Annotated in this window: 29 protein-coding genes and 1 tRNA gene; 16 read left to right on the forward strand and 14 right to left on the reverse strand. The window is 52.8% G+C overall.

Translation table 11 applies throughout. From position 1 onward, the window contains the following. Window positions 1–60 precede the first annotated feature (60 nt). The 3 genes from ACOTXC_RS16340 (at window position 61) to ACOTXC_RS16350 (ending at window position 1,269) form a co-directional block, all read left to right on the forward strand. Window positions 61–155 (forward strand) — tRNA-Sec (locus ACOTXC_RS16340). Window positions 156–294: 139 nt separating this feature from the next. Continuing rightward, on the forward strand, window positions 295–786 hold the full coding sequence (locus ACOTXC_RS16345) for a hypothetical protein (protein WP_421767839.1): 492 nt from the start codon (window positions 295–297) through the stop codon (window positions 784–786). A 3-nt stretch (window positions 787–789) separates the two neighbouring features. Then, window positions 790–1,269, forward strand: coding sequence for a hypothetical protein (locus tag ACOTXC_RS16350; RefSeq protein ID WP_049134572.1), 480 nt, complete (start codon window positions 790–792; stop codon window positions 1,267–1,269). Between the two features lie 13 nt (window positions 1,270–1,282). Here ACOTXC_RS16350 and ACOTXC_RS16355 read toward each other — a convergent pair whose 3' ends face one another. Beyond that, window positions 1,283–1,474, reverse strand: coding sequence for a toxin-antitoxin system HicB family antitoxin (locus tag ACOTXC_RS16355; RefSeq protein ID WP_049134590.1), 192 nt, complete (start codon window positions 1,472–1,474; stop codon window positions 1,283–1,285). 125 nt (window positions 1,475–1,599) lie between these two features. On the opposite strand from ACOTXC_RS16355, the gene ACOTXC_RS16360 reads away from it, so the two are divergent. Together ACOTXC_RS16360 and ACOTXC_RS16365 are read left to right on the forward strand one after the other, a co-directional pair. Then, a complete protein-coding gene (locus tag ACOTXC_RS16360; protein WP_023302861.1) occupies window positions 1,600–1,941 on the forward strand; it encodes a SymE family type I addiction module toxin in 342 nt (113 codons plus the stop codon). Window positions 1,942–1,999: 58 nt separating this feature from the next. Further along, window positions 2,000–3,028 (forward strand): virulence RhuM family protein, encoded by a 1,029-nt coding sequence (locus ACOTXC_RS16365; protein WP_421767840.1) that lies wholly within the window; start codon window positions 2,000–2,002, stop codon window positions 3,026–3,028. On the opposite strand, the gene ACOTXC_RS16370 is transcribed toward ACOTXC_RS16365, so the two are convergent. The 4 genes from ACOTXC_RS16370 to ACOTXC_RS16385 form a co-directional block, all read right to left on the reverse strand. Beyond that, window positions 3,018–3,473 (reverse strand): GNAT family N-acetyltransferase, encoded by a 456-nt coding sequence (locus ACOTXC_RS16370; RefSeq protein ID WP_421767841.1) that lies wholly within the window; start codon window positions 3,471–3,473, stop codon window positions 3,018–3,020. The two genes, ACOTXC_RS16365 and ACOTXC_RS16370, sit on opposite strands and share 11 nt — an antisense overlap. Before the next feature lie 48 nt (window positions 3,474–3,521). Further along, window positions 3,522–4,403 carry a GlxA family transcriptional regulator gene (locus tag ACOTXC_RS16375; RefSeq protein WP_421767853.1) on the reverse strand — a complete coding sequence of 294 codons (882 nt, stop codon included), beginning with the start codon at window positions 4,401–4,403 and terminating at the stop codon, window positions 3,522–3,524. Window positions 4,404–4,645: 242 nt separating this feature from the next. Continuing rightward, a complete protein-coding gene (locus tag ACOTXC_RS16380) occupies window positions 4,646–5,125 on the reverse strand; it encodes a hypothetical protein (protein ID WP_022646606.1) in 480 nt (159 codons plus the stop codon). A 1-nt stretch (window position 5,126) separates the two neighbouring features. Further along, window positions 5,127–5,915, reverse strand: coding sequence for a winged helix-turn-helix domain-containing protein (locus tag ACOTXC_RS16385; RefSeq protein WP_126502771.1), 789 nt, complete (start codon window positions 5,913–5,915; stop codon window positions 5,127–5,129). Window positions 5,916–6,749: 834 nt separating this feature from the next. Between ACOTXC_RS16385 and ACOTXC_RS16390 the strand changes: the two genes are divergently transcribed. Genes ACOTXC_RS16390 through ACOTXC_RS16415 form a run of 6 tightly spaced genes read left to right on the forward strand, consistent with a single transcriptional unit; the run spans window position 6,750 to window position 12,785 of the window. Continuing rightward, entirely contained in the window at window positions 6,750–7,352 is a 603-nt protein-coding gene (locus ACOTXC_RS16390; RefSeq protein ID WP_022646604.1) for a helix-turn-helix domain-containing protein, read from the forward strand. A 52-nt stretch (window positions 7,353–7,404) separates the two neighbouring features. Beyond that, complete coding sequence (locus tag ACOTXC_RS16395) at window positions 7,405–7,989, forward strand: fimbrial protein (protein WP_022646603.1); 585 nt, start codon at window positions 7,405–7,407, stop codon at window positions 7,987–7,989. A gap of 53 nt (window positions 7,990–8,042) precedes the next feature. After that, window positions 8,043–8,720 (forward strand): fimbrial biogenesis chaperone, encoded by a 678-nt coding sequence (locus ACOTXC_RS16400; protein WP_063152609.1) that lies wholly within the window; start codon window positions 8,043–8,045, stop codon window positions 8,718–8,720. 23 nt (window positions 8,721–8,743) lie between these two features. After that, a complete protein-coding gene (locus ACOTXC_RS16405) occupies window positions 8,744–11,269 on the forward strand; it encodes a fimbria/pilus outer membrane usher protein (protein WP_421767842.1) in 2,526 nt (841 codons plus the stop codon). Beyond that, a complete protein-coding gene (locus tag ACOTXC_RS16410) occupies window positions 11,260–11,778 on the forward strand; it encodes a fimbrial protein (RefSeq protein WP_154051768.1) in 519 nt (172 codons plus the stop codon). Before ACOTXC_RS16405 ends, ACOTXC_RS16410 begins: the two co-directional genes overlap by 10 nt. Next, window positions 11,778–12,785 (forward strand): fimbrial protein, encoded by a 1,008-nt coding sequence (locus tag ACOTXC_RS16415; protein ID WP_038415005.1) that lies wholly within the window; start codon window positions 11,778–11,780, stop codon window positions 12,783–12,785. Before ACOTXC_RS16410 ends, ACOTXC_RS16415 begins: the two co-directional genes overlap by 1 nt. A gap of 1 nt (window position 12,786) precedes the next feature. Here the strand turns inward: ACOTXC_RS16415 and ACOTXC_RS16420 are convergent, their stop codons facing one another. Then, window positions 12,787–13,311 carry a lipocalin family protein gene (locus ACOTXC_RS16420; RefSeq protein ID WP_022646598.1) on the reverse strand — a complete coding sequence of 175 codons (525 nt, stop codon included), beginning with the start codon at window positions 13,309–13,311 and terminating at the stop codon, window positions 12,787–12,789. 117 nt (window positions 13,312–13,428) lie between these two features. On the opposite strand from ACOTXC_RS16420, the gene ACOTXC_RS16425 reads away from it, so the two are divergent. The 5 genes from ACOTXC_RS16425 (at window position 13,429) to ACOTXC_RS16445 (ending at window position 17,705) form a co-directional block, all read left to right on the forward strand. Next, window positions 13,429–14,154: a MerR family transcriptional regulator gene (locus ACOTXC_RS16425; RefSeq protein ID WP_022646597.1), complete on the forward strand. Its 726-nt coding sequence runs from the start codon at window positions 13,429–13,431 to the stop codon at window positions 14,152–14,154. Between the two features lie 99 nt (window positions 14,155–14,253). After that, window positions 14,254–14,664, forward strand: a complete 411-nt coding sequence (uraH, locus tag ACOTXC_RS16430; protein ID WP_017383647.1) for a hydroxyisourate hydrolase — start codon at window positions 14,254–14,256, stop codon at window positions 14,662–14,664. Window positions 14,665–14,766: 102 nt separating this feature from the next. After that, window positions 14,767–15,726, forward strand: a complete 960-nt coding sequence (locus tag ACOTXC_RS16435) for a YbgA family protein (RefSeq protein WP_032626626.1) — start codon at window positions 14,767–14,769, stop codon at window positions 15,724–15,726. 145 nt (window positions 15,727–15,871) lie between these two features. After that, window positions 15,872–16,960: an AAA family ATPase gene (locus ACOTXC_RS16440; RefSeq protein WP_032626628.1), complete on the forward strand. Its 1,089-nt coding sequence runs from the start codon at window positions 15,872–15,874 to the stop codon at window positions 16,958–16,960. A 262-nt stretch (window positions 16,961–17,222) separates the two neighbouring features. Next, window positions 17,223–17,705 (forward strand): Hcp family type VI secretion system effector, encoded by a 483-nt coding sequence (locus ACOTXC_RS16445; RefSeq protein ID WP_023298995.1) that lies wholly within the window; start codon window positions 17,223–17,225, stop codon window positions 17,703–17,705. A gap of 24 nt (window positions 17,706–17,729) precedes the next feature. On the opposite strand, the gene ACOTXC_RS16450 is transcribed toward ACOTXC_RS16445, so the two are convergent. The 8 genes from ACOTXC_RS16450 to ACOTXC_RS16485 form a co-directional block, all read right to left on the reverse strand. Next, window positions 17,730–18,047 carry a DUF1493 family protein gene (locus tag ACOTXC_RS16450; protein ID WP_023298994.1) on the reverse strand — a complete coding sequence of 106 codons (318 nt, stop codon included), beginning with the start codon at window positions 18,045–18,047 and terminating at the stop codon, window positions 17,730–17,732. Next, window positions 18,047–18,499, reverse strand: coding sequence for an STM2901 family protein (locus ACOTXC_RS16455; protein WP_032646726.1), 453 nt, complete (start codon window positions 18,497–18,499; stop codon window positions 18,047–18,049). The genes ACOTXC_RS16450 and ACOTXC_RS16455 overlap by 1 nt, the downstream gene beginning before the upstream one ends. A gap of 123 nt (window positions 18,500–18,622) precedes the next feature. After that, window positions 18,623–19,873 carry an HlyD family secretion protein gene (locus ACOTXC_RS16460; RefSeq protein WP_023298992.1) on the reverse strand — a complete coding sequence of 417 codons (1,251 nt, stop codon included), beginning with the start codon at window positions 19,871–19,873 and terminating at the stop codon, window positions 18,623–18,625. A 6-nt stretch (window positions 19,874–19,879) separates the two neighbouring features. Continuing rightward, the gene (locus ACOTXC_RS16465; protein ID WP_421767843.1) at window positions 19,880–20,629 is read right to left on the reverse strand and encodes a hypothetical protein; all 750 of its coding nucleotides are present in this window, start codon (window positions 20,627–20,629) and stop codon (window positions 19,880–19,882) included. Beyond that, the gene (locus ACOTXC_RS16470; RefSeq protein WP_421767844.1) at window positions 20,626–22,722 is read right to left on the reverse strand and encodes a peptidase domain-containing ABC transporter; all 2,097 of its coding nucleotides are present in this window, start codon (window positions 22,720–22,722) and stop codon (window positions 20,626–20,628) included. Before ACOTXC_RS16470 ends, ACOTXC_RS16465 begins: the two co-directional genes overlap by 4 nt. A 67-nt stretch (window positions 22,723–22,789) precedes the next feature. Then, complete coding sequence (locus ACOTXC_RS16475; protein WP_001196016.1) at window positions 22,790–22,975, reverse strand: hypothetical protein; 186 nt, start codon at window positions 22,973–22,975, stop codon at window positions 22,790–22,792. A 23-nt stretch (window positions 22,976–22,998) separates the two neighbouring features. After that, entirely contained in the window at window positions 22,999–23,193 is a 195-nt protein-coding gene (locus ACOTXC_RS16480) for a hypothetical protein (RefSeq protein ID WP_022646586.1), read from the reverse strand. Window positions 23,194–23,266: 73 nt separating this feature from the next. Next, window positions 23,267–23,920 carry a hypothetical protein gene (locus tag ACOTXC_RS16485; protein WP_006812468.1) on the reverse strand — a complete coding sequence of 218 codons (654 nt, stop codon included), beginning with the start codon at window positions 23,918–23,920 and terminating at the stop codon, window positions 23,267–23,269. Between the last annotated feature and the right edge of the window lie 2 nt (window positions 23,921–23,922).

The raw sequence follows: 23,922 nt of genomic DNA on the forward strand, positions 1-23,922 counted from the left end.
TGTGGTAAATGCCTGAAAGTAGCTATAATGCGCCCCGCCTCCATGTAGCAATCGAGGCGCGGAAGATCGTCATCTCCGGTGAGGTGGCTGGACTTCAAATCCAGTTGGGGGCGCCAGCGTTCCCGGGCAGGTTCGACTCCTGTGATCTTCCGCCAAAAATGGCTTTTAAGAAAGCAGTTGCTTAAGATAGTAGTTTGACCAATGCTAATAACGAGTTCTAAATCCTGTTAAAAATATTGGTATTAATTCATTTTAGTATGCATGGGACTATCTATCGTTGAACAAGGGGTACTAGTGAAGAAAGTAAATATTGCAGTAAAAGAACTTAATGAAATGGATGAAGTTGAAAATATATCCATTGACAAGGAAGATAATAATAATAATCGGTTAATGTGTTCTGGTGAGTTTGATTTCTTCGGAATACACTACTATTTTTTTTATGTTCATAGTGATCCACTAGTTATATTTCAATCCTCGTTTGTTTTTACATTTGAAAAATTCATCACAATAGATGAATTAACTATCTATAGAGCTTTAAACTATTTTAATGATAAGAATCTTGGTTTAAAGGCAACACTTTATGAAATTGATCATGATAAAAAAGAAGTTTCTGTGGAATTTTCGAGTGGCTTATTGCTTGAAAGCGAGCGCGCTGAAAAAAATCAAACAGTAGATATCCAGCCCGGAATCCTCTTATTATCTAAGTGTAGTGTGAAATTTAGCAAAATTCTTATTGAAAATGGGGCGAAGCACGACTTTTTAGTCGATAGTGACGATGAGGAATGATCAGTGAATCTAGCAGCATTTTTACTTTACGCCGTACCTGCGTTATTTATGACTGCTTCAGGTAGCTACATTCCAACACTAGAAGTGTCACAATCATGGAAGTTTACAATATATGTTTTATGCGTTTTATTAACTTTTGTTTATAAATTTTATGCTGACGATTTTTTCAAAAAAAAGGAGAGAAGAGACCAAGCTTATCAAGATAACATTAATAAACAAGAGTTGGTTCGGTTAAAAAAAGAAAAAGAATCCTTAGAAAATTTGTTAATGCAAAAAACCCTTGAGCATGGACAAGAGCTTAATAATTTTGTAAGAAAGATAAATAGACATCTTAAAACTAACATAAAAAATGGCAATAATGATTTATTGTGGACTGCTGTAGATAGCGTGCTACTCGAGATCGAGGAATACTGTGATAATTTGCAAAAAAGCCTGATGCCAAATAATAAGAAAGTTACAAAAAATAGAAAGGCAGGCATTTAATTTTAGTAGTATCTTACCCTTTTGGTTCAATACCTTTAGTGCGAAGAGCTTCTCTCGCCAACTCCTTTAACCAACTGGCGAGGCTCACCCCTTCCTCAGCCGCTACCGCATCCAGCTGTTCCTTCAATGCCGGATCAATACGCATTTTAAACTGCGGAGACTGCCCACCGCCTTTTGGTTTTTTTTCGCGCGATATGATTGACATGAGGCCACCTATCCACCTACTCTGACACACATAGGAGGCCACCTAATCCTCCTGTATTAGCAACGCTCCGAAGTGCGGGAACACAACCGGAGCGTCTAACCTCACCAACTATCAAGGAGTTGATTATGGCTGATTCGCATTCTACCCCAGACACAGACCAATCCGGAACCGAGCGTTCGTTAATTGTGGGATACCGCCCGAATGTTTTCGACAAATCCACGCCGAAAATCATCCTTTCCGGCAAATGGCTGCGCGCGGCGGGTTTTGATACCGGACAGCAGGTTACGGTAAAGGTTATGAAAGGGTGCATCGTTCTGGTGGCGTATAACGAGCAGGAGCAGCGTTTGCAAGATGATTATAAACGGACGAAAGCAAAGCTTATTGAGATAGAGGACGCGCTTGCAGCGATCCAAATTCCGCATGCTGGAAAGCGACTCGCAAAATCAAATACAAACCACCTGGCTTAGCGGCTGTTTCTGGCATACTACGAGCTTACAGGCATCAACCTTATGAAGCGGAGGCAGCATGACATATGAGGAATTAATAAATTCTCCAGCCGGTGAGTTCGTCATGTTTGCCAGCAAGGATGGAAAAGTTCGCATTGAATGCCGCTTCGAAAGCGATACGTTGTGGCTCTCACAGGCCACGATCTGTGAGTTATACGGCAAAGCCAAAGCTACGATCAGCGGGCATATCAAGAATATTTTTGATGAGGGTGAACTGGTCGAAAATTCAGTTGTTCGGTTTTACCGAACAACTGCCAGCGATGGTAAAGTATATAACGTTCAATACTTTAGCCTGCCCGTCATTCTCGCCATCGGCTATCGCGTCCGATCCACGCGAGGTACGCAGTTCCGCCAGTGGGCCACCCAAACGCTCCAGGAATACCTGGTTAAAGGCTTCGTTATGGACGACGAGCGCCTGAAAAATCCGCCTGTGGGATCTTCCGCCGTCCCTGACTATTTCGATGAAATGCTGGAACGCATTCGCGATATACGTGCCAGCGAACGCCGGGTCTATCTTCGCGTGAGGGAGATTTTCGCATTAGCCGCTGACTATCAGCCGTCGCTCAAAGAAACCACGCAATTCTTCCAGACCATCCAGAATAAACTGCATTTTGCCTGCACTGGGCACACCGCTGCTGAGTTGATTCACCAACGTGCGGACGCCACTCAACCGTATATGGGGCTGACCAGCTATAAAGGCGAAGAAGTCCGTAAAAGCGATGTCACCACCGCAAAAAATTATCTGTATCAGGATGAGGTGAGCGAGCTTAATCGCGTCGTTAATATGTGGCTCGATTTTGCCGAAGATCAGGCCAAACGCCGCAAGCAGGTATTTTTACGAGACTGGCAAACCAAGCTCGATCAGTTTCTGCAATTCAACGACCGGGACGTTTTAGAAGGCGCAGGAAAAATCAGCAAGAAAGCGGCTGATGAAAAGGCGTGCTCAGAATACATCGAATATGAAAAAAAGCAGCGCCTGCTGAAAGAGGTCGAAGGTGAGAAAGATATTGTCGGCTTATTAAAATGGGATAAGCAGGCTAAGCGCTAATCCCGGTATTTCTGCTCAGCTTCATATGCAACAGCGGAAACGGATTTCCCTGCCCGTCCAGTTCCGAGCGTCCGACCTGCTCAAACCCCATATGACGATAAAACGCCACCCCCTGCGGATTCTGCTCGTTCACATCCACTTCATTTACGCCGAATTCTGCGATGGCACATTGCAGCAGCATTTTCCCGATACCCTTCCCCCGGCTCGCATCATCCACAAACAGCATTTCAATGCGATTTTTATCCACGCCCAAAAAACCGTGAATAATACCCACGTCATCCCGGGCAATCACAACCCTGAGATTAGGCAAATATGCGTTGAGCAATAACGGACGCAGCGCCGCGATATCGCTTTCCTGCAAAAAGCGGTGCGTGGCGCGAACTGACGACTCCCACACTGCGACGAGGCGTTCAAATTGCGAGGGGTGTGCGGCTTCTATTTTCATGGTGATATTCCGGTTGAGTAGAGTTTCAGGGCAGCAATGTAATGATATTCAGCTCTGCGACGTGCGCCACACCCCAGGCGTACATCCATACTCCGTCTGAAAATGACGAATAAAGTGCGCGCAGTCGCTGAACCCCATCCGCTGCGCAATATCCGTCACGCTTTGCTGCGAGTTCTTCAGCAGCCAGCAAGCATAGCGCAGTCTGGCGCTGCGGATAAATTCGCGGGCCGTTTTGCCGAATTCTGCGTGGAACAGACGGTTGAGCTGGCGTTCACTCAATGCCACTTCTCGCGCAAGCCCGGCGGTGGTGAGCGGCCGGGTCAGGAACTGTTCAATCAGCATGACGGCGCGGCGCAACCGCGAGTCAGGGATAAGCGCAAAATTAGCCGGACGCGGGGTGGCAATTTCATGCGGAACGAGCGACAAACGCTGACAGGTGGTGCTGGCGATATCATCCCCGGCATGGGCGCGGATAAGCTCAGTTGCCAGCGTCAGGGTGGAAATACCGCCCGGGCAGGTCAGCACATCGCCATCGTCGATGAAATCATACCCTTGCTCAGCATAAACCAGCGGGAAAGCCTGCCGAAATGCATCAAGGTGGAAAGGATGGATGGACGCTCGTCGTTCATTCAGCAATCCTTCCTGTGCGAGGACAAAACTGCCGGTGCCAATGCCAATGAGCGGAACCCCGGCATGGTGGGCATGTGCCAGATACGCTTTATCCCCCTGATACCCTAAGTCCAGATACTGCAATTCACCGCCGATAACAGCAAGGTAGTTAAAACTGTCCGGCGGCCCATGGGGAGAATCCGGCCTCATGATAATCCCCGCATTGCTGATAATCGGGATATCAGGAAATTCACTTATCAGGCTGATTTTAAATGCTAATTTATCCTGAGCTTTCGCTGCATAACGCAGCGCTTCCAGCAATCCAGATACCGCCAGAAGTGAATAACGGGGCCATAATATCAACCCAATATGCAGACACTTTTCCGGTACTGATTTCCCCCCATCGGAGGAGTCAAATACACTTTTCATTTACTTGCCAAATTTAAAATTAATTACATTATCGCAACATGATCTGTCGCACTTTATATTTCTAAGATAATCCTGATATTTTAAATCAAGCATAAATGAGACGGGAGGAAAATATAATGCTTTTCTCGTTTACATCATTCTTTTTTTGAACCACGACACACATATGTCGGTAATGTTCCTAAGGTAAAGATATAGTTACCATTATGTTGTTCATTGATACGCATATAAATACTCTTGCCCGGATAGACAAAAAATTGCGGTTCATATTTTTCCAGCCAGCTGTCTTCAACATTATCGTCCGGGAACGTCATATTTTTTTCTGACGTCAGCAAATAGAGGCGATCTTTTCTCTCCACCCGAAAGGAAATTTTCCTGTCGATGGTTTTACCCGGATCGCTCTTTGCCCGGCCATTCATGCTCAGGGTGCCGAATTTCCCGTCGAAGGTGTAATTCAGCCAGACCGTCAGCGTCTCATCCGGATGGTGCTGTACCAGATTAGCCTGGCATGAAAAAGGCTGAACGTAAGATCGGTGCCACAGGTAATAGCCCGTCAGCACGCCTGCCGTGACGAGGCCCGTCACGATGACATACAGCATCTGCCGAAAACGAGTCATGCTAGCTATCCTTCAGGAAATAATCAGATATACAGCGGTTCGGTTCTTTCATTGGCCGGTCGCAGCGAATAACCGACGCACGAGGAAGCAGGGCGTACCAGCTGATGTAAACCCAGGGATATTGCGCGCATTCAGCCTTGAATTGTTCCACATAGGTTAGCGCGGAAGCGCGTTCAGCGTGGGTCTGAATGTCGTTCGCAAGATAAACGCGACAGGCCCCGACGGATGCCGCAAAACGGTAATCCTCAACAAAACGGTTTTCCCTGGCGTTCATATATCCCGTCACGCCTGCCCCGGCCAGGATGACCAATAGCCCCATGACGACAGCCAGCCAGCGTGTGGGCTTCCTGGCAACGGGCGCTGCTGGCTCGGAGGATGCAGAGACCTCCTCGATCGCTGGCGCCTCCACACATTCTCCCTCTGCGGGTTGAGGCGCGACAGGCGAAGGCTCTCTGACGGTTATTTGCGTGTCGCTTGCCAGCGTCAGCCCAATACGGGGAATGGTAACGATAGGGTCAGTTTCAAAACCAATCTTTTTGAGCCCTTTGCGCAGGATGGAGATGTTCTGGTAATAGGTATTGGAGGAGACAAGCATGCCGCGGCTTTGCCAGACAATATCAAGGAACTCTTGCTGAGTGACAATCGACCCCGCTCTGTCGATTAATAACAACAGGCATCGGCCTGCTGGCGAATTTAACACAACCACACGGTCAGGATTGTTGATATCACGTAACGTGCTGGCCGCAGGATGAAATTCGACGATATTATTTATAATGTAATGCTTATGCATAGGGGCAGTATGAATTCTCCGGTTAACAGATGTTGAACCTGAGTCACCGCATGTATGTGATGACATTCGCGTCGGGATTAATGTGACTGATTAACGGCATGCTGTATATCTTCGCCATTGGCGAAAAATCTTAATTTATATTTCATCCCTTAAGCTTCACTGAACCTGCATAAGAACTCAACCCTTGTAGAATGCGGCTTGCAGAGCCGATTCATCCGCGATCATCCTCATTATGATGTTTTGTGAAGTGAATTTCCGCTCCACAGAAGTATCTGACTATCGGCAGCAACTCATTTATCAGAGCCTCTCCTTTTGGCGCACCCCTCGCCTCTTGACATTGACAAATATCTACATAAAAAAACATTGTACGCCACGGACATGCGTGTCTGAAATATTCAGTACTCTTAAGCCTTAAGTTTTCTCAACCTGACAAATATCAATAAGTTACATGGTTTTTGTATGCTTTTCATCCACCTCTCTATCAGTTTTTATCGATGATAACATTCGTAAATTGTTATTCCCCGTCAGCAACTTCACACCCGCACTGACACCAGACGACAAACTCCTTACAAAACATTTATCAAAGCTAAATTTTCATTAAAAATAGCAGCTATCATAATTTACAGAAAGCGAAGCGGAATAAGACCAATCAGAGGGAAGCGTCGTAACCGGTCTCGATCTTAGTAATTAATACAATTTTAGATTAATTCAGATTACCTCTTTATTGGCCGACGTATAGTAGGCCTACACTATGCAATACGTCATTGCTTCGAGAATACTGGCGATACCCTTATAAATAATTCGCCTGATTACTATTATAAATCGAGGAATAACATGACGAACAATAACCAAATAACACAGCATATTACTGTTGCATTGATGGGCGGCGATCATTATGCAAGAAACGGCATTAAAACGTTATTACGCAGCATCCGCGATGACCTACACATCATTATCATCGAAGGAGGTTATCAGGAACTGGATAAGGCGCTCTCATCGATTCGTATCGATATCTTATTTATATCCGGCGCAGAGAAATACCATACAGGGTATGGCTCACTGAAATATTTAAAAAAAATCAAAGCCACGCATCCAGAGGTGATTATCTGCCTGTACTCAACCTCTGCCCATTCCCTGTTATGGGCCAGGGAAGATATTGATGCCTATATCTCGCTACAGAACACGGTTTATCAGTGGCGGATAAAGCTAGCAAAAATGGTCGATAGCCATTATCGGCCCCAAAAGCAGCCAGCGGCGTTATCGCTGACGCCAGGAGAAAGGAGGGTATTAAAGGAACTCAGGAACGGACTGGATATACGTTACATCGCAGAACTGGAGAAACTTTCTTATCGCCGCGTGAGCGCCTTAAAAAGCTCAGCGATAAGGAAACTCGGGCTCAGGAATAAGACAGATTTGCTGGTCTTTTTAACCAGTTAGACCTGCCGCTTTCAGAGCAAATCTCGTAATAAAAAAACCAAGGAACCATGAAATGAAAGCACGCCTTACTTGCCAATCTCTGCTGGCATTAAGCATTGCCGCCCTGCTGCCAGCGGGCTCAGCACTGGCCGCCACCACCAGCGGCGGCACGGTTAACTTCAGCGGTAAAGTGGTGACCTCCGCCTGTGCCATCAGCGCCGGTAGCGCCAATATCGACGTCGACATGGGTGAAGTGCGTACCGCCACGCTGGCTGCCGCAGGCAGTGAAGCCAGTACCGCAAAAGCCTTCTCCATCACGCTGGAGGATTGCGAAATCGCCGATACCTCCGCGTCCACGGAAGATAACCCCATTGCCGCAACGACCGTGGCTATCACCTTCACCGGTACGCCGGACAGTACCGATGTGAATAGCCTGGCTGCGGGAGTAAACGGCGGCGCGGGCTCGGCGCAGCATGTCGCTATCCGTCTTTATGATGAACAGGGCAACGTCGTCAGGCTGGGTGAGCCGGCAGCAGCGATCCCCCTGCGTGCGGGGGCGAACACCCTGAACTTCAGCGCGAAATATTACTCCCCACTGGGCAACGCCACGGCGGGTGATGCCAGCGCGGTCGCAACCTACACCGTGACCTATTCGTAATCTTCAGGCCCGGTCTGCTGGCCGGGTCTGACTCAGCTTTCAGGAGACGCACAATGCGCGTAAACACATGGATTTGTCTGGCTGGCACGTTATGTTCATCCGCCGTGTATGCAGGCGGCGTGGGGTTGGGTGCAACGCGGCTGGTCTACGCAGGCGCGACGACGCAGACGATGATGCAGGTAAGAAATACCCACCCTGATGCCACGTTCCTGATCCAGTCATGGATGGAAGACGAGAAAGGGAGCCGTACCAACGACTTCGTCATCACGCCGCCGCTGTACGTCATGAAGCCCGCCAGCGAAAGCGCGGTGAAAATCATGTTCAGCGGCAACGCACTGCCAGCCGATCGCGAAACGCTGTACTGGATGACGGTCAAAGCTATCCCACAGCAGGTTAAAAACGGTTCCGGCAATTCGCTGCAATTCGCCTCTGCCAACCGCATCAAGGTCTTTTATCGCCCTGAGTCGCTTCGGGAAGGCGCAGGAGAGGCATGGAAAAACCTTGCAGGCGCCTACCGCGCGGGCAAGGTCACGCTGACCAACCCAACGCCGTATTACCTCACCACCATTAACCTGAAAATTGATGGCAGGCCGGTGTCGCCCGTCATGGTGCCGCCGAAAGCCAGCGTGACGCTGGCAGACACCTTCAGCCATGCGAGCAGCTTAAGCTACCAGACGATTAACGATTATGGCGCCTGGACGCCCGTTACCCGCACGTCATTGTCCCAATAATAAAAACAGTAAGGCGTGACCACATGAAAATTAAAATCCTGTGCGCCACGGCGATCGCCCTGGTGATTCGGCAAGCCGTGGCTGCCGAAAGCGAGCTGCACTTTAATCCTGCGTTTCTCAACGGCGAGCGCGCCAACAGTGCCGATCTCGCCTGGGTCAACGCCGGGAGCGCGTTGCCGCCGGGCGAGTACAATCTTAACGTGTATATCAACACCCAGTTCGCGTTCACAGGTAACGTCACGTTTCGCGTCGCTGAAAACACCGCCGGTGAAGCCCTGCCGTGCCTTACACCTGCGCAATTCGCCGCACTTGGCATCGACAGCCGTCAGGCGAAAGGGGGTGAGCTGTCGCCTGCGCAGCGCTGCATTTTTTTAACCCGGTCGTTCGCCGATACCCGGTTTGATTTTGACCAGAGGACGCTTACCCTCAACTTCACCGTACCGCAAAGCGCGATGCGCGCTCTGCCGCGCGGGTACGTCAGCCCGGAGAGCTGGGAATCCGGCATTCCTGCCGCGTGGCTGAACTATGTGGTCAATGGCGCGAATAATGACTACCGGGGCGAGACGCGCACGCGGGAACAACAGCTGTTTGTGAGCCTGAACAGCGGCGCCAACCTGGGCGCATGGCGGCTGCGTGATTTCACCACGTGGACCAAAGAGAGTAACGAGCTCACCCACGTCCAGACCTGGCTACAGCGGGATATCCGCGCCCTGCGTGCCCAGGTTTATGCCGGTGAAACGTTCACCTCATCGCAGGTGTTTGACGCCGTTGGCCTGCGTGGGATTGCCCTGAAGACCGATGACAATATGTTGCCCGCCAGCCTGAGCGGTTACGCGCCTGAAGTGCGCGGCATTGCGCGCAGCAATGCCACGGTGACGGTTCGCCAGAACGGTAACGTTATCTATCAAACCTCGGTTCCGCCGGGGGCGTTTGTGCTGAAAGATCTCTATCCGACCTCTTCCGGCGGCGATCTCGCGGTCACCATTCAGGAGAGCGACGGCAGCCAGACGCAATACACCCTGCCCTTTGCCAGCGTGCCGAATCTGGTGCGTAACGGTCAGGTGAAATATGCTCTGGGGGCCGGGAAATACCGCCCTGCGGGCAATCAGATCTCGCCCTCCTTCGCGCAGGGCGAGCTGTTCCTGGGCTGGCGATACGGTCTCACGTTTTATGGCGGGGCGCAGTTTTCCGATCGCTACAACGGCCTGGCCTTCGGTATCGGGCAGAATCTCGGCCGCTTTGGCGCCTACTCCCTCGACCTCACCCATGCCCGCAGCCAGCTGGCTGATAATCAGCACTACACCGGGGATTCGGTACGCCTGCGGTACAGCAAGCTGCTGAACGATATCGGTACGCGGGTCAATTTCTTCTCGCTGCGTTACTCAACGGCAGGGTTTTATACCCTCAGCGATACCACTTACAAAGGCATGGCGGGCGGAGCGCCAGAACAGACCGTGGAAGACGATGGCACCGTCACCACCCGCTACGACACGGTTTACAACCTGCATATGTCGCGTAAAGCAAAAAATCAGCTGCTGTTGTCGCAGCCGATGGGCGAATACGGCGCGCTGTCTCTGTCCTGGGATCAACAAACCTACTGGAATACGTCAAAAACCACGCAAAGTTTGCAGTTCGCGTGGAACGCAACGTTTCGTAATCTGTCGCTTGGCATCAGCGCCCAGCGTAGCTCTAGCCTGTACGACAACAAGAAAGACAATATCCTCGCGTTGTCCCTGTCGGTGCCGCTGGGTAACCCGGCGCTGTCGACCCGCCTCCGTTTTACCGCTACCCATGCGGATCCCGCTGGCACCACCGCCAGTACCGGTGTCAGTGGTTATCTGCCGGGACAGGAGAATCTTTTCTATAGCGTCAACCAGCGCTACAGCGCGCAGCAGCACTACGGCGGCGATGCCGCGCTGCAATACGAGGGCGCGTGGGGAGACTATAACCTGGGCTACAGCTACGCCGGTGACTCCCGCAACCTCAGCTACGGGATGAGCGGCGGTGCGGTGCTGCATGAGGATGGCCTGACGCTGAGCCAGCCACTCGGGAACACCAATATCCTGGTGAAAGCCCCGGGCGCCAGCCATGTCGCCGTGCTCAACCACAAGGGCATCAAAACCGACAGCCGGGGCTATGCGGTGATCCCGTACGCCACGCCGTATCGCGTTAATCAGGTTGCGCTGGATGTCACCACCGTGGGCAATGACGTGGAGCTTGAGAACGCCATCGCCAATAAAATCCCCACCGACGGGGCACTGGTTCGCGCCATCCTCACCACGCGTCAGGGGGCAAAAGCGATGTTTATCGTGCATCACGCTAAAGACGTGCTCCCCTTCGGCACGCTGGTCTCGTCAGAGGATGACAACGCCAGCGGTATCGTCGGCGATGGCGGCAGCGTGTATCTGACCGGCCTGTCAGCGAAGGGAACATTGCATGCCGTATGGGGACGCGACAGCGCCCAGCGCTGCACGATCCGCTATGCGTTGAACCCGAAAAATTATCAGGCCCGCACCGGGCTGTATTCCCAGGAGGTCATATGTCAGTAACCGTCCGGTTTCTCCCCCTGATCCTGCTGATGTTCATCACCGTCCCCGTACACGGCTATGACGTGCTGGTTTCCGTGACCGGCAACGTGATCGGCAATACCTGTATTGTCTCGGAAGATTCGAAGGAGCAAAACGTGCCGCTGGGCACCCTCGGCGTGAAGCAATTTAGCGAGGCGGGGGCAGTCAGCAATATCAAAACGCCCTTCACGCTCACCCTTGAAGCGTGCGGCCCTACCTTTGCTGGCGTGAAAATCCGCTTCAGCGGTACACCGGATGACGAAAACCCGCAGCTTCTGAAAGTCGCTGACGGCGGCGCGACCGGCGTGGCGGTGCAGATTCTGGATAAAGACAGCGTACTTATCCCGCTGGACACCCAAACCACTGCTTACGGCGCGGCGGGGGATGGCAGCGTAAAAATGACCTTCTATGCGCGACTGGCCGCCACGGGTGCGCCGGTCAATGCCGGAGACGTTTCGGCAGTGGCGACCTGGACGACGGAGTATCAATAATGCGTTTACTGTTTTTAGGTCTGTTTTTCATGACGTCTCAGGCACTTGCCCTCTCCTGGACATCGGATATCACACTTTCACCCACGCCCATGTCCTGGTCCGGCCCGGCAGACTCCATCGTGCCCGGAAAGACGATCGGCTCTGAATGGAGCGCCACTGCGAGCGTCTCGGAAGTATTTTGGTGCGGCCTGGTATTTACCTGCTCCAAAGGGACGCTGGAGCCGAGCAGCAGCGTAACGGCCACCGGCATCACGGTTATTCTTGATGGCGCCAGTTACATGGTATTTGAAACGGGCGTGCCCGGCATCGGCTTCATTCTTGGGCTTAAAGATTATAACGGCACCACCTATGTCCCGATGCAGACGGGCATTACGCAGAGTTATCCGGCCGACGGGACTAACGGTTACGCCTCCACACTGGGCTGGTCGGCAAAAGTGACGTTTATCAAGACCGGCGTTCCGCTGAAATCCGGCGTATACCAGACCCCCACCATTAATGCGGCGATCCTGACGGCCTATAACAACGAAGTGAAAACCGCACAGGTGATCATCAACCCGACCACCATCACGGTGACGGCAAGCGGCTGCACGGTAGGCACGAAAAGCGCCAACGTCGACCTGGGCACCATTGATGTTCACACACTACCCAGCGTAGGCAGCACCTCGCCATCGGAGGCGTTTAACGTCAGCCTGACCTGCGATGAGAACGTGGCGGTTAACGCAGTAATGACCGATCAGACCACGCCGTCAAATACCTCGTCGGTCGTGACGCTGACCGGGGACTCCACGGCCTCCGGCATTGGCGTGCAGTTTTTCTATAACGGTACCGGGCCGCTGATGATGGGGCCAGACAGCTCGGCCGCAGGCACGACGGGACAGTTTTTCATCCAGACCACCAGCGCAGCACAAACGCTGTCGCTGCCGTTCCAGGCGCAGTACATCCGAACCGGAGAGCTGGTCCCCGGCTCGGCTAACGCCCTGGCGAGCATTACGTTTTCGTATCAGTAGGTCAGTGTTTAACCCACACCAGCTGATCGACCCGGAATCCCAGATCGCGTGCGGTATTCAGGTAGTCCTGTTTTACCGCCTCCGGAATGGTCGGGGTGCGCGATAAAATCCACAGGTAGTCGCGGTTCGGGCCGCTGACCAGCGCGTACTGGTACTTATCGTCCAGCTTGATCACGTTATAGCCGCCGTAGAACGGGCCGAAGAACGATACCTTCAGCGCAGCCGTAGTCGGTTCGCCGGTAAAGTACGCCTTTCCTTCGCTCTCATTCCACTTGTTCTTCACCGGATCATAGCCGCGGTTCAGTACGCTGATACCGCCATCGCTGCGCTTACCGTACGTCGCGGTCACCTGTTCCAGACCGCGCTCGAAGCGATTTTCCAGTCGGGCGACTTCATACCATTTGCCGAGATAGCGGCTGGCATCAAAGCCGGTAATGGGCTGCACGCCTTTCGGCGGCGTGGGAGATTTACAGGCAACCAGCGTCAGCGCAATGGCGACACCGGTAACGACAGGCCATAGCCTCATGAGAACTCCTTTCATTTACGCGGTTGGACGTTAAGTGTAGCGCACCCGTGCGGCGCTTCATCCCGTCGGGGAATATTCGTAGTATATTGAGACTACTCCTTCTCTTCGGATGCAGACATGGCTTACTCCATCGGCGAATTCGCCAGACTCAGCGGCATCACCGCCACCACGCTGCGGGCGTGGCAGCGACGCTATGGATTACTCAAACCCGAGCGTACGGACGGCGGTCACCGCCTGTACAGCGATGAGGACGTTCAGCAGGCGCTGAAAATCCTCGACTGGGTTAAAAAAGGCGTACCCATCGGCCAGGTAAAATCACTGCTGGAACGCCCTGTGCCGCGCCGCGCCAATAACTGGCAAACCCTGCAACAGGCCATGCTGCAAAAGTTGCAGGAGGGGAAAATTGAATCCCTGCGTCAGATGATTTACGACGCCGGACGCGAATACCCAAGGCCAGAGCTGGTCACTAACGTGCTGCGTCCGTTGCGCAGCCAGATATCGGCCAACGTCGCCGCCGCCATGACGCTGCGTGAGATCCTCGACGGCATCCTCATCGCCTACACCTCGTTTTGCCTTGAGGGCGATAAAAAAGCGCCGGGCGATAACATCCTCATCAGCGGCTGGCATCTGAACGACCCGTGTGAGATCTGGCTTGAAGCCCTGACGCGCACCGGCCAGGGCCACCGCATCGACATACTGCCGGTTCCCCCTGCCGCGCTGGCCCCGGAAATTTTTCCGGATCGCAAATGGCTGCTGGTTACCAGCGGTAAACTTACCGCCGCGCGGAAAAAGCAGGTTGCGCAGTGGCAGCAGCAGGTTTCCCTTGAGGTAATTATCCTCTGATTATTTTCTGCTGTGGCAAACTTCACGAAAAGTTGAATATTTTTTCGCGCAGCGAGTGCTAACGTTTTCCTGTCACCGACAACTCAACAGGAAAACACGATGAAAAAGACACTCCCTCTGATGATGCTGGCTACAATGGCTTTCGCCCCTGCCGCGTTCAGCGCCCCGGCAGGTACCCTGAGCGTCCACGTTCTGGACCAGCAAACCGGTATGCCGCCAGCGGATGTGGCCGTCACGCTGGAAAAGCAGGAGCAGGACAAGTGGACCCCGATTGCCAGCGGTAAAACTGACCACGACGGGCGCATCAAATCGCTCTATCCGCAGGATCAGGATATGGCGCCAGGCGTCTATAAAGTGACCTTCAAAACCGCAGATTACTTCCACGGCAAAAAGCTGGACTCCTTCTTCCCGGAAGTGCCGGTGCTGTTCACCGTCACCCGCACCAATGAAAAACTGCACATCCCGCTTCTGCTCAGCCAGTACGGTTACTCAACCTACAAGGGCAGCTGATTGCCCTTGATTTTAAAGACGATTAAAAAATAATCCCGTCAATACTTGGACAAATACGCATTGTTGTGTAACTTTTAGATATGAGATCGGGAGGTGCACATCATGACAACAAAACCTGTGCTGGGTATTAGCGGATGTTTGACCGGTTCCGCCGTTCGCTTTGACGGCGGACATAAGCGTATGGGCTTTGTGATGGATGAGCTGGCGCAGTGGGTCGCTTTCCGCCCGGTATGCCCTGAAATGGCTATCGGCCTGCCCACGCCTCGTCCGGCGCTGCGCCTGGTGATGACCACTGGCGGCGAGACAGAAATGCGGTTCAGCAAAGCGCCGCACGATGACGTCACGCAGAAGATGGCCGCATTTACGGCAGATTATCTGCCGAAAATCGGCGATCTGTCAGGGTTTATCGTCTGTGCAAAATCCCCTAGCTGCGGCATGGAGCGCGTGCGGCTGTACGACGAAAACGGCAACCGGGGCCGCAAGGAGGGTGTCGGGCTGTTCACCGCCGCCCTCCTTGAAACTTTCCCCTGGCTGCCCGTCGAAGAAGACGGTCGCCTGCACGATCCGGTACTGCGGGAAAACTTTGTTGAGCGCGTTTTTGCTCTCCACGAACTGAACGTAATGCGTAAAAATGGCCTGACGCGCCATGCCCTGCTGGACTTTCACAGCCGCTATAAGCTTCAGCTTCTGGCGCACCATCAGGCAGGCTACCGTGAAATTGGTCCGTTTGTGGCATCACTGCATGAGTGGGACGATCTGGACGCGTTTTTCGTGGCTTATCGCGACAAACTGATGAATATCCTGAAAAAACCTGCTTCGCGGAAGAATCACACTAACGTGCTGATGCACATTCAGGGCTATTTCCGTAACCAGCTGAACAGCCGCCAGCGTGGAGAACTGCGTGATGTGATCCTGCATTACCGGGACGGGCTGCTGCCGATCCTCGCGCCGCTGACGCTGCTTAAGCATTATCTGGCTGAATACCCTGACCGGTATCTGATGACGCAAAACTACTTTGATCCCTATCCTGATGATTTGGGTCTGCGTCTGGCCGTTACCTGATAAGAAAGAAGCGAAGGCCCATTGACCCACAGAGGCCCAAAGCTGTACCCCGTTTAGACGACACCCTCACTGTCGTCTTTTTTTTGCGCTCAGCGTAAAATACTGTAATTCTGTACAGGTTAAGCATGCACAGCGGAGTACCCCGATGATCAAAAATCTGCATATTCAGAACTACCGCTCAATTCGCGATATGTCGCTTGAGCTGGAACAGCTCAACATCGTATTCGGCCCCAACGGCACCGGAAAATCCAATATTTATAAAGCGATTTACCTGATGCACAGCGCGGCGCAGGGGCAATTCTCCCAGGCGCTGGCAAACGAGGGGGGGATTTTGAAAGTGTTCTGGGCGGGCAAAACCCGCAGCGACCAGCTGCGGCGCATGAACCTGGCGGTGGAAACGGAAACCTATGAATATGAGCTTCAGGTCGGGTTCGTGGAAAAGCTGCCCTACCCCTCACAGTTTCAGCTCGATCCGGTGATCAAAGAGGAATCTATCTGGCTGAGCGGCCAGCACCGTCGTCCGTCGTCACAGCTGATGAAGCGTAAGAACCAGGCCGTATTCCTGAACAACGTGCATCACGAAAAAGTGACCCACAGCGGTACGCTGTATGAGAACGAGTCGGTGTTCGGGCAGCTCGGTGAACCGCACCTCTACCCCGAAGTATCGCAGATGCGCGAGTCCCTGCGTAACTGGCGGTTTTATCATGAGTTTTCCGTCTCATCCGGCTCGGCGATCCGTGCGCCGCAGGTAGGCTTTCGTTCCCCGGTGCTGGCCAGCGACGGTGCGAACCTGGCCGCCGCGTTTCAGACCATTGTTGAAATTGGCGACGAGCTGCTGCTGATGCGCATCCTCGACCAGGCCTTCCCCGGCTGCGTGTTTTACAGCGATAACACCGGCGGACGCTTCCGCATGATGATGCAGCGCGAGGGGCTGAGCAGGCCGCTGGAACCGGCAGAGTTCTCCGACGGCACGCTGCGTTTTCTGTGCCTGGCGGTGGCGCTGTTAAGCCCGCGCCCTCCCGCATTCATCGCCCTCAACGAACCGGAAAACAGCCTGCATCCGCAGATGCTGCCCGCTCTGGCAAGCCTCATTGCCGAGGCCAGCCGCTACTCGCAGATCTGGCTCACCAGCCACTCGCCGGAGCTGGCGCAGTTGATTGAGAAGCACCGATCGTTTTCGCTGTATCAGCTGTCGATGATGGAGGGGGAGACGCGGATGGAGCGGCTGGGGTAATTGTCATCCTCACCGGTAGTGCTGAGAGAACCGCTTTTTATCTTTTCTGGAAGCGTCATAAGTTAACTCCTTATTTTGGTTAAAATCTGCCTGGTCAATGTCTTAAAAGGACATCGATTGGGTGTAAACATGATCTGGTTTCACCTTTCCATGCGGATAGCGGACATACGCTGGAGCGTATTGACATACTTGATGGAAAAAATAGGTATGGGGTTTTCAAGCGCAATAATGACGTTATTCAACAAAATAAGGAAATAGGGAAATGTCTATACCAGCATACTTATGGCTTAAGGACGACGGTGGAGCATTAATCAAAGGCGGAGTTGATGTTCAGCACAGAGAGTGCAGCATTGAGGTTAAAGGGTTCCACCACAATCTCATGATCCCAACAGATAACGCAACCGGCAAAATAACCGGTACACGTATGCATTCCCCTATGCTGATCATTAAAGAATTCGACTGCTCTAGCCCATATCTTTATAAAGCAGTTGCGACAGGTCAAAGCCTGGTGTCAGCAGAAATAAAATGGTATCGGATCAACTACTCTGGTCAGGAAGAGGAATACTTCAACATGCTGCTTGAAGGCGTGCGAATAGTTTCGATTTCACCGGCAATGGCGCCAGGGGATAACCCTAACGAAAACCATATGGAAACGGTCGAACTGCGTTACGAGAAGATTACCTGGAAGCATAACGACGGGAACATTATCTTCAGCGATGCATGGAACGAACGCCAGTCAGCATAGAACGCACAAGGGGCGCTTAGCCCCTTAATCATACAACCAGCGCCCCGCTTTGGCAGACTCAATTATCATTTCGAGCGTTAGCGGCTTGTACTGACGATCTCGAAACTTCTTTCTTAGCCCAAACTGGAACCAAAAAAGCTCGGGCTCAAAGTAGTTATCCATGACAAAGTTGCTGTGCTCAATTTCATACCGGTTGAAAAGGTCGAGCAGCATCTCCTCCAGATCTTCAGGTACGAGGTTAAAATGCTCCTGGAAGGTCCATTCCTTCAGGGCAGGACGCTTGCGCTCACTGTAGTTCTCAGTAATGTAATCTAAAAATTCCTGCTCATCCGGCAACAACATTAGAAATAGGTCCAGGCAATCCGATCTTTCGGTCGGGCAATGAGGTTGTACTTGTTTCTGGTTTCTCTGGCAACTAGGGCAAAGATAATTACCGCCTGGGCATAGCCAACAAAGGGAACTGCTCTTCCCACGACGGCCCCAACCTTATTTGTCTGTCTGGTTTTACCCATACCGATGATAGTCTCCACTCTCATGCCTTCAGGAAAGTGGACCCCCTTTAAAATGCGACGCGCTACCTTGGACGCGATACTTGTACGCGAACCGGACGCACCCAACACCTTACGCTTGGGTAATATAGGCTGCCCCGCCAGGATTGTTGCAGCAGTCTCCACAGTTACGCCCAGATGGTTCGCCAGACCCTCAGCGAATATCAGCAAAAATAGCTCCTGTGGGGTTACGTTCGCATTCCCGTGATAGAAATACGTCCCGCCAGATTCCTCTACTGTGTCCATAGCATAATCCATTAATCAAAGAGATAAAGGTTAAACCCTTATATTTGTTAAGGATAACAAGGCAATACCACTTTGATTAAATTCAGAAAAGTGCCTGCATAAATGCTTCAAAATGAAATCGGGTCAATCGATAAACCGCTTGCGCACCCTTTCCAGCGGAGCAATCAGCAGATTGATAAGCGGCTTACGATCGATAACGATATCGGCGTTCACCGTCATCCCGCCCATCAGCATGCGCTTTTTCTTGTCCGGGTCGGTAAACCAGGAGGGAACGCGCACTTTAGCCAGGTAGTAGTTCTGCCCTTCCTGGAGCGGGATCAGCGCCGAATGGGCATCAATGTTTACCTCATAGAAATCGGACAGCGTCGCCTCCACGGAACCGTATTTGTCCACGGGCCAGGAGTCGAAGCGCAGCTTAACCTTATCGCCTTTCGCCACGCGCCCCACCCCCGTTGCCGGAACATACAGGTACCCCTCCATCGTCGCCGCGGTATTTTTACGGATCACCACCACCACCTCGCTGTTTTGCGTAATGGCCCGGCCTGGCGGGAAGTTAATCGCCACCACGTAGCCATCTGAAGGGGCCAGCATCGCCATGGTGGAACTCCCCCGGCTGGACAGGTTGCGATCGATTTCGCTGATGCGGTTTTTCACGTACAGCTGCTCTTCGCTCAGCGAATCAATTTGCGACTGGGTGCTGTCGGTCAGGCTGGTTTTGCGCGCCTCAAGCTCAAGAATAGTGCTCTCCTCCAGCGTCAGGTTGAGCTGGGCGTTGAGCACATCGTTATGGCTTTTATCGAGATCCACTTTGGAGACATAGCCCTTCCCGGAGACGGATTTCCACGCCTCGTAGGTGTCGGTGCTGTTTTTTAACAGCGCGCGCAGCTTCTTCACCTTATCGCGGGAAACGGCGATCTGCTTGTCAGTGAGAGCCAGCTGCTGCGCCAGATTTTTGCGATACGACGCAATCGAGTCCTCAATGGCCTGAATGCGCTGCTCGCTGCGCTTTTTCTCCGCTTCCATCTGCTGGCGGTCAAACTGCACCACCGAGCCCTGCTTGCCGCCATAGTCCTGCGACACGGTGAACAGCGGATCGTTTTCCTTCACGTACTGGCCGGGCCGGACGGCAAAATCAACAAGGGTTCCGGATTCTCTGGCGCGCACCTCCACATCGCCCTGCGCCGGGATCAGCACCCCGCGTGCCAGCGTGGTTTCCGAAAAGTTGAAAGCAATCGCAAAGACCAGCAGGCAGAGAAAAAAGGCGATGAACAGCGTCAGCACGGTTTTCAGCCGCGGCGCGTTGATTTGATAGCTTTTTGAGAAGTGGTGCGGGATTAGCGCCCGACGCTGTCGGCTTCGGTTTTTTAATTTCACGATATGTCATCCATGATAAATCACTGAAAGATCGTCCCATCCACTCCAGAGCGTGGGGGTTTTGCGCAGCGCGTTCAGCGTGTCGGCGGCGGCCAGACGGTAATCCTCTGGCGCATACGCCTGGCTCTCCAGCCCAAACTCTACCGCGTGCAGCGAACAGACCGGCAGCAGCGTTCGGACGCTGTAGCCATAACGCGATAAAAACCGCGTGGAGACGTCCGTTAACCACGCCTTGCGATCGCCTGCCTGAATTGGGAACAGTGGCGCATCCGGCAGGCGTTCATCCATCAGCAGCACCGTCACCAGGCGCTGAGGGGCGAAAAACGAGCCGGCGCGCCGTCCGTCGTGTGCGGCCATCAGCTTGTGCAGCGCAGGGTGACGGGTAATAAACTGAAAGCGCACATCATCTGGCGCGGTGGCGAGCAGCGCATCCATAATCAGGCCAAAGCCCGCCCAGCGCATGCCCAGAAGCAGGGTGCGAGGCGAACTGTAAAACCCCTGATCCTGCGTCCACTGCGCCACGTACGCATGCAGATCGAAGCGAACGTTGCGCGCCCACAGCGCGGGCGGGAAAATCTGTTCCACGAAGTTAAACCCGCTCAGCTCATGGGCGTTCTGATGCAGAAAATCAGCCGGCACATCGGCCTCCGGGCAGGGCATAAACTGGCTGTAGTTTTGCGCAATCCGGTTTGCCATTAAGGTGCGTCCGGCCTGGCGCGCGCAGAGTAGGGCATAGAGACGCGGCAGAAACATCATTGCGCACTCTCCCGTAGGGTTCCGTTTTCCATGGTATAGAGACGACCATGGCAGCCCACCACGTCCGGCGAGTGGGTAACAAATACCAGGCCAATCCCCAGGCTACGCAGGTTCGCCAGCACCTTTTGCGCGGTGATCTTATCCAGGTTCGCCGTCACTTCGTCGCAGAGCAGTAGCTTAGGCTGGCTGTACAGGGCGCGCGCCAGGACCAGACGCTGCATCTCCCCGGCCGAGAAAAAGGTGTTCCCCGGCAGCATCTCCGTTTCGTAACCGTGCGGCAGACGGGCGACGACGTGGTCCACTTCCGCCAGCCGACACGCGGCGATGACCTGCTCTTTATCCGGCGCGCTGTCAAAGCAGGCGATGTTGTCCAGAATCGAGCCGGTGAAGAGAATATCGTCTGCATGAACAATGCGGATGTGCTGGCGCAGCGAGGAAAGATCGCACTCTTCAATGGGGATCTTATTGATCCGCAGCGTGCCAGACGATGACAGCAACATGCCGGAGATCAGACGCAGCAGCGTGGTTTTTCCCGACCCGCTCTGGCCCACAATCACCGCCTCTTCGCCCTGCTTCAGGGTCATGTTGATATGCTGTAGCGTGGCCTCCCGGCCTGGATAAGCAAATGAGACATCCTCAAATTGCAGACAGACCGGCGAGGTGACAATCCGCTTCCCAAACTGGCTGGTTTCAGAGGGGGCAAACAGCAGGTCGCCCACGCGATCCAGCGGCCCCTTAAGGGCATTTTTGTCCAGCAGCTTCTGCGCCACCTGCACCATGGCATCGGAAAAATAGCGCTTATAGCTGATATAGGCGTACAGCATCCCGATACTCATCTGCCCTTCCAGGATCAGCCACGCGCCAAAGCAGACCACCAGCAGCTGCTCGGCATTGATCACCAGCAGCGAAGCCACGTCAAAACGGGCCAGCAGCCGCTCTTTACGCATCAGCCCGGCGATGTGTTCGCGCTGGGATTTGTCCATCACCGCATCCCGGGCCTGCTCCATATTGTTCGCCTTGAGCGTAATGATCCCTTTCTGTGTCTCTACCAGCAGAGATTCATACTGGGCGGTACGCTCGATGGAGTCATCCACGGCGCGTTGATAGGGGCCGATCAGCGAAAAGCGGATCAGGAAAAACACGCCCATCAGCAGCATCGTCAGCAGCGCAATTTTGACGTTATACAGCAGCATAAACAGCAGGCTGGTGACGGCGATCAGGCTGGAAAAGAGAATTTGCACGTAGCCATTGCTGATGAACTCCGCGCAGGCGTGGAGCGATTTTTCAATAGCCAGCACGATGCCCGGCGGGCGCGAGCGGAACCAGCTGGTCTGGGTGCGCAGCATGTAGTGGCGCACGGACTGGCTTAAATCGTCATAGGCAATATTACGCATCAGGATCTCAAGCAGCTGCTTGAGGAATTTACCGATGACTTCAAAGATAAAGACGATAGCGAAGATCGCGGTGAGCAGGATCACCAAATCGCTGTCGCTGCGGGAAATGGCCTCATCCATAATCAGCTGCACGTAGGTGGGGCTCGCCAGCATGGTGATGAGAGTAAAAATACAGAGCACAAACAGCAGCAGCTGGCGCTGGAACAGACTCGGAGATTTATTGGCTAACCGGCCAAGCGTGAGCTTTTCATCCGGGGATTTCTTTTCGAAACACGGCGTGGGCTTAAGCTCAAGCACATAGCCGGAAAACAGTTTTTCCGCCTCTTTCAGGCGGTAACGACGCACGCCGCTGGCCGGGTCGTGAACGGTCACGCTGCGGCTGTCGATCTTCACGATGACCACGAAATGGTTGCCGCGCCAGAAGGCGATGAGCGGCAGCTCAGACGTTTCTATTTCAGTGATTTCGCCTTTAAGCACCCGGCCAGACATATTTTTATCGCTGGCAAGGGTCAACAATTCCGCCATTGAGGTTCCCGCATCGGCGGAAACGGAAATCTCTCGGCGCAGCTGGCTGACGGAGACATGGTGGTCATAGTGCCCCAACACCATCGCCAGGCAGGCCAGTCCACATTCGGTAAATTCATGCTGGCGAATAACAGGGGTCTTACCCTGTTTTTTATACTGAAAGAGCGAAAACATAATGATCCGTGGCTGAAATAAAAAAATGGCCCGGCAATGCGGGCCATGCGTACAACGTGCTTCTCGCTTAGGCGCTGAAGAAACCGCCGATGAAGCCGCCCACCAGGCCGAATACGCCACCGATGGTGCCGCCCAGCGCGCCTAACATCTGGCTGCCCGCGTTATAGCCCGCGCTTGCGCCCTGAATAGCGGCAGCAAACGGATCCCAACCACCGATGATGGCCTGTGCTTTTTTGAAATCGATAACTTGCATGATACTTTTCCTGTAAACGTGAATTAGTTGTAGCTACCAACCAGCGCGCCCAGGAAGCCCATTGCGCCACCCAGAACTCCGCCAACCACACCGCCAACCATGCCCATGATGCTGGCGCCAGTGTCGTAACCCAGCTGTGCACCTTTAACCAGACCAGCGAACGGGTTTAACGCGCCGCCAATAATGTCTTTCGCTTCTACGAATGAAATCGCTTTCATTTTTATCTCCTGTAGTGATGGATCTTTAGCATGATGCTAAAGGCTAATTTCCTTTTATGAAGGAAAGCGGTTGCTACGGGCAGGTGGTCAGCGGAATGATTTTATTGCCATAAATAATCATTCGTCTTGCAGCCTGCCCGGCATTATCTATTTCCAGCCGTTGCCCCGGAGGAATATATTTTGAATTATTGTATTGCGTACTGCACCCGACCGAGGAAACATATTTAAAATAGGTATTCCCGGTATTACTCACCACCCCGTTGCTAAACGCATAATCAAAATGTCGTGTCCATGGACGGACAATCAAAATAGCCTCAAGCGAGACCACCACATCCGACTGGATGCGCTGGCCTTTGCGCGTGATGACCTTTGCCTGGAGCGGCGTCTCGGTGAATTTTACGCGATAGTATCGCTCTTTGTTGTCATGCGGGCCGGTATAGTAAAATTTAAAACCCGCGCGCTCACCGCTCCCCAGCGTTAATTGCTTAGGCGAATACATGACTTCGCCGTCTTTTATTTCGGTTTCTTTTCCCTTCTCTTTAGGAACGTCTACCTGAATAAGCGAAACGGTATAATTCTGACGTTCGCTGGTATCGTTTTTTATCGGCTGAAAAACAACTTCTCTTTCGGGAAGAAAATCAATATTCAGACTTTCGATAATTAAAGCATTTGCCCCTGTGGAAATGAAGCAATTTATTGCAAAAATAGCCAGGAATTTTCCAGTCATGA

It is taken from the genome of Enterobacter cloacae complex sp. IR5428 (assembly GCF_049238585.1).
Classification (GTDB): domain Bacteria; phylum Pseudomonadota; class Gammaproteobacteria; order Enterobacterales; family Enterobacteriaceae; genus Enterobacter; species Enterobacter intestinihominis.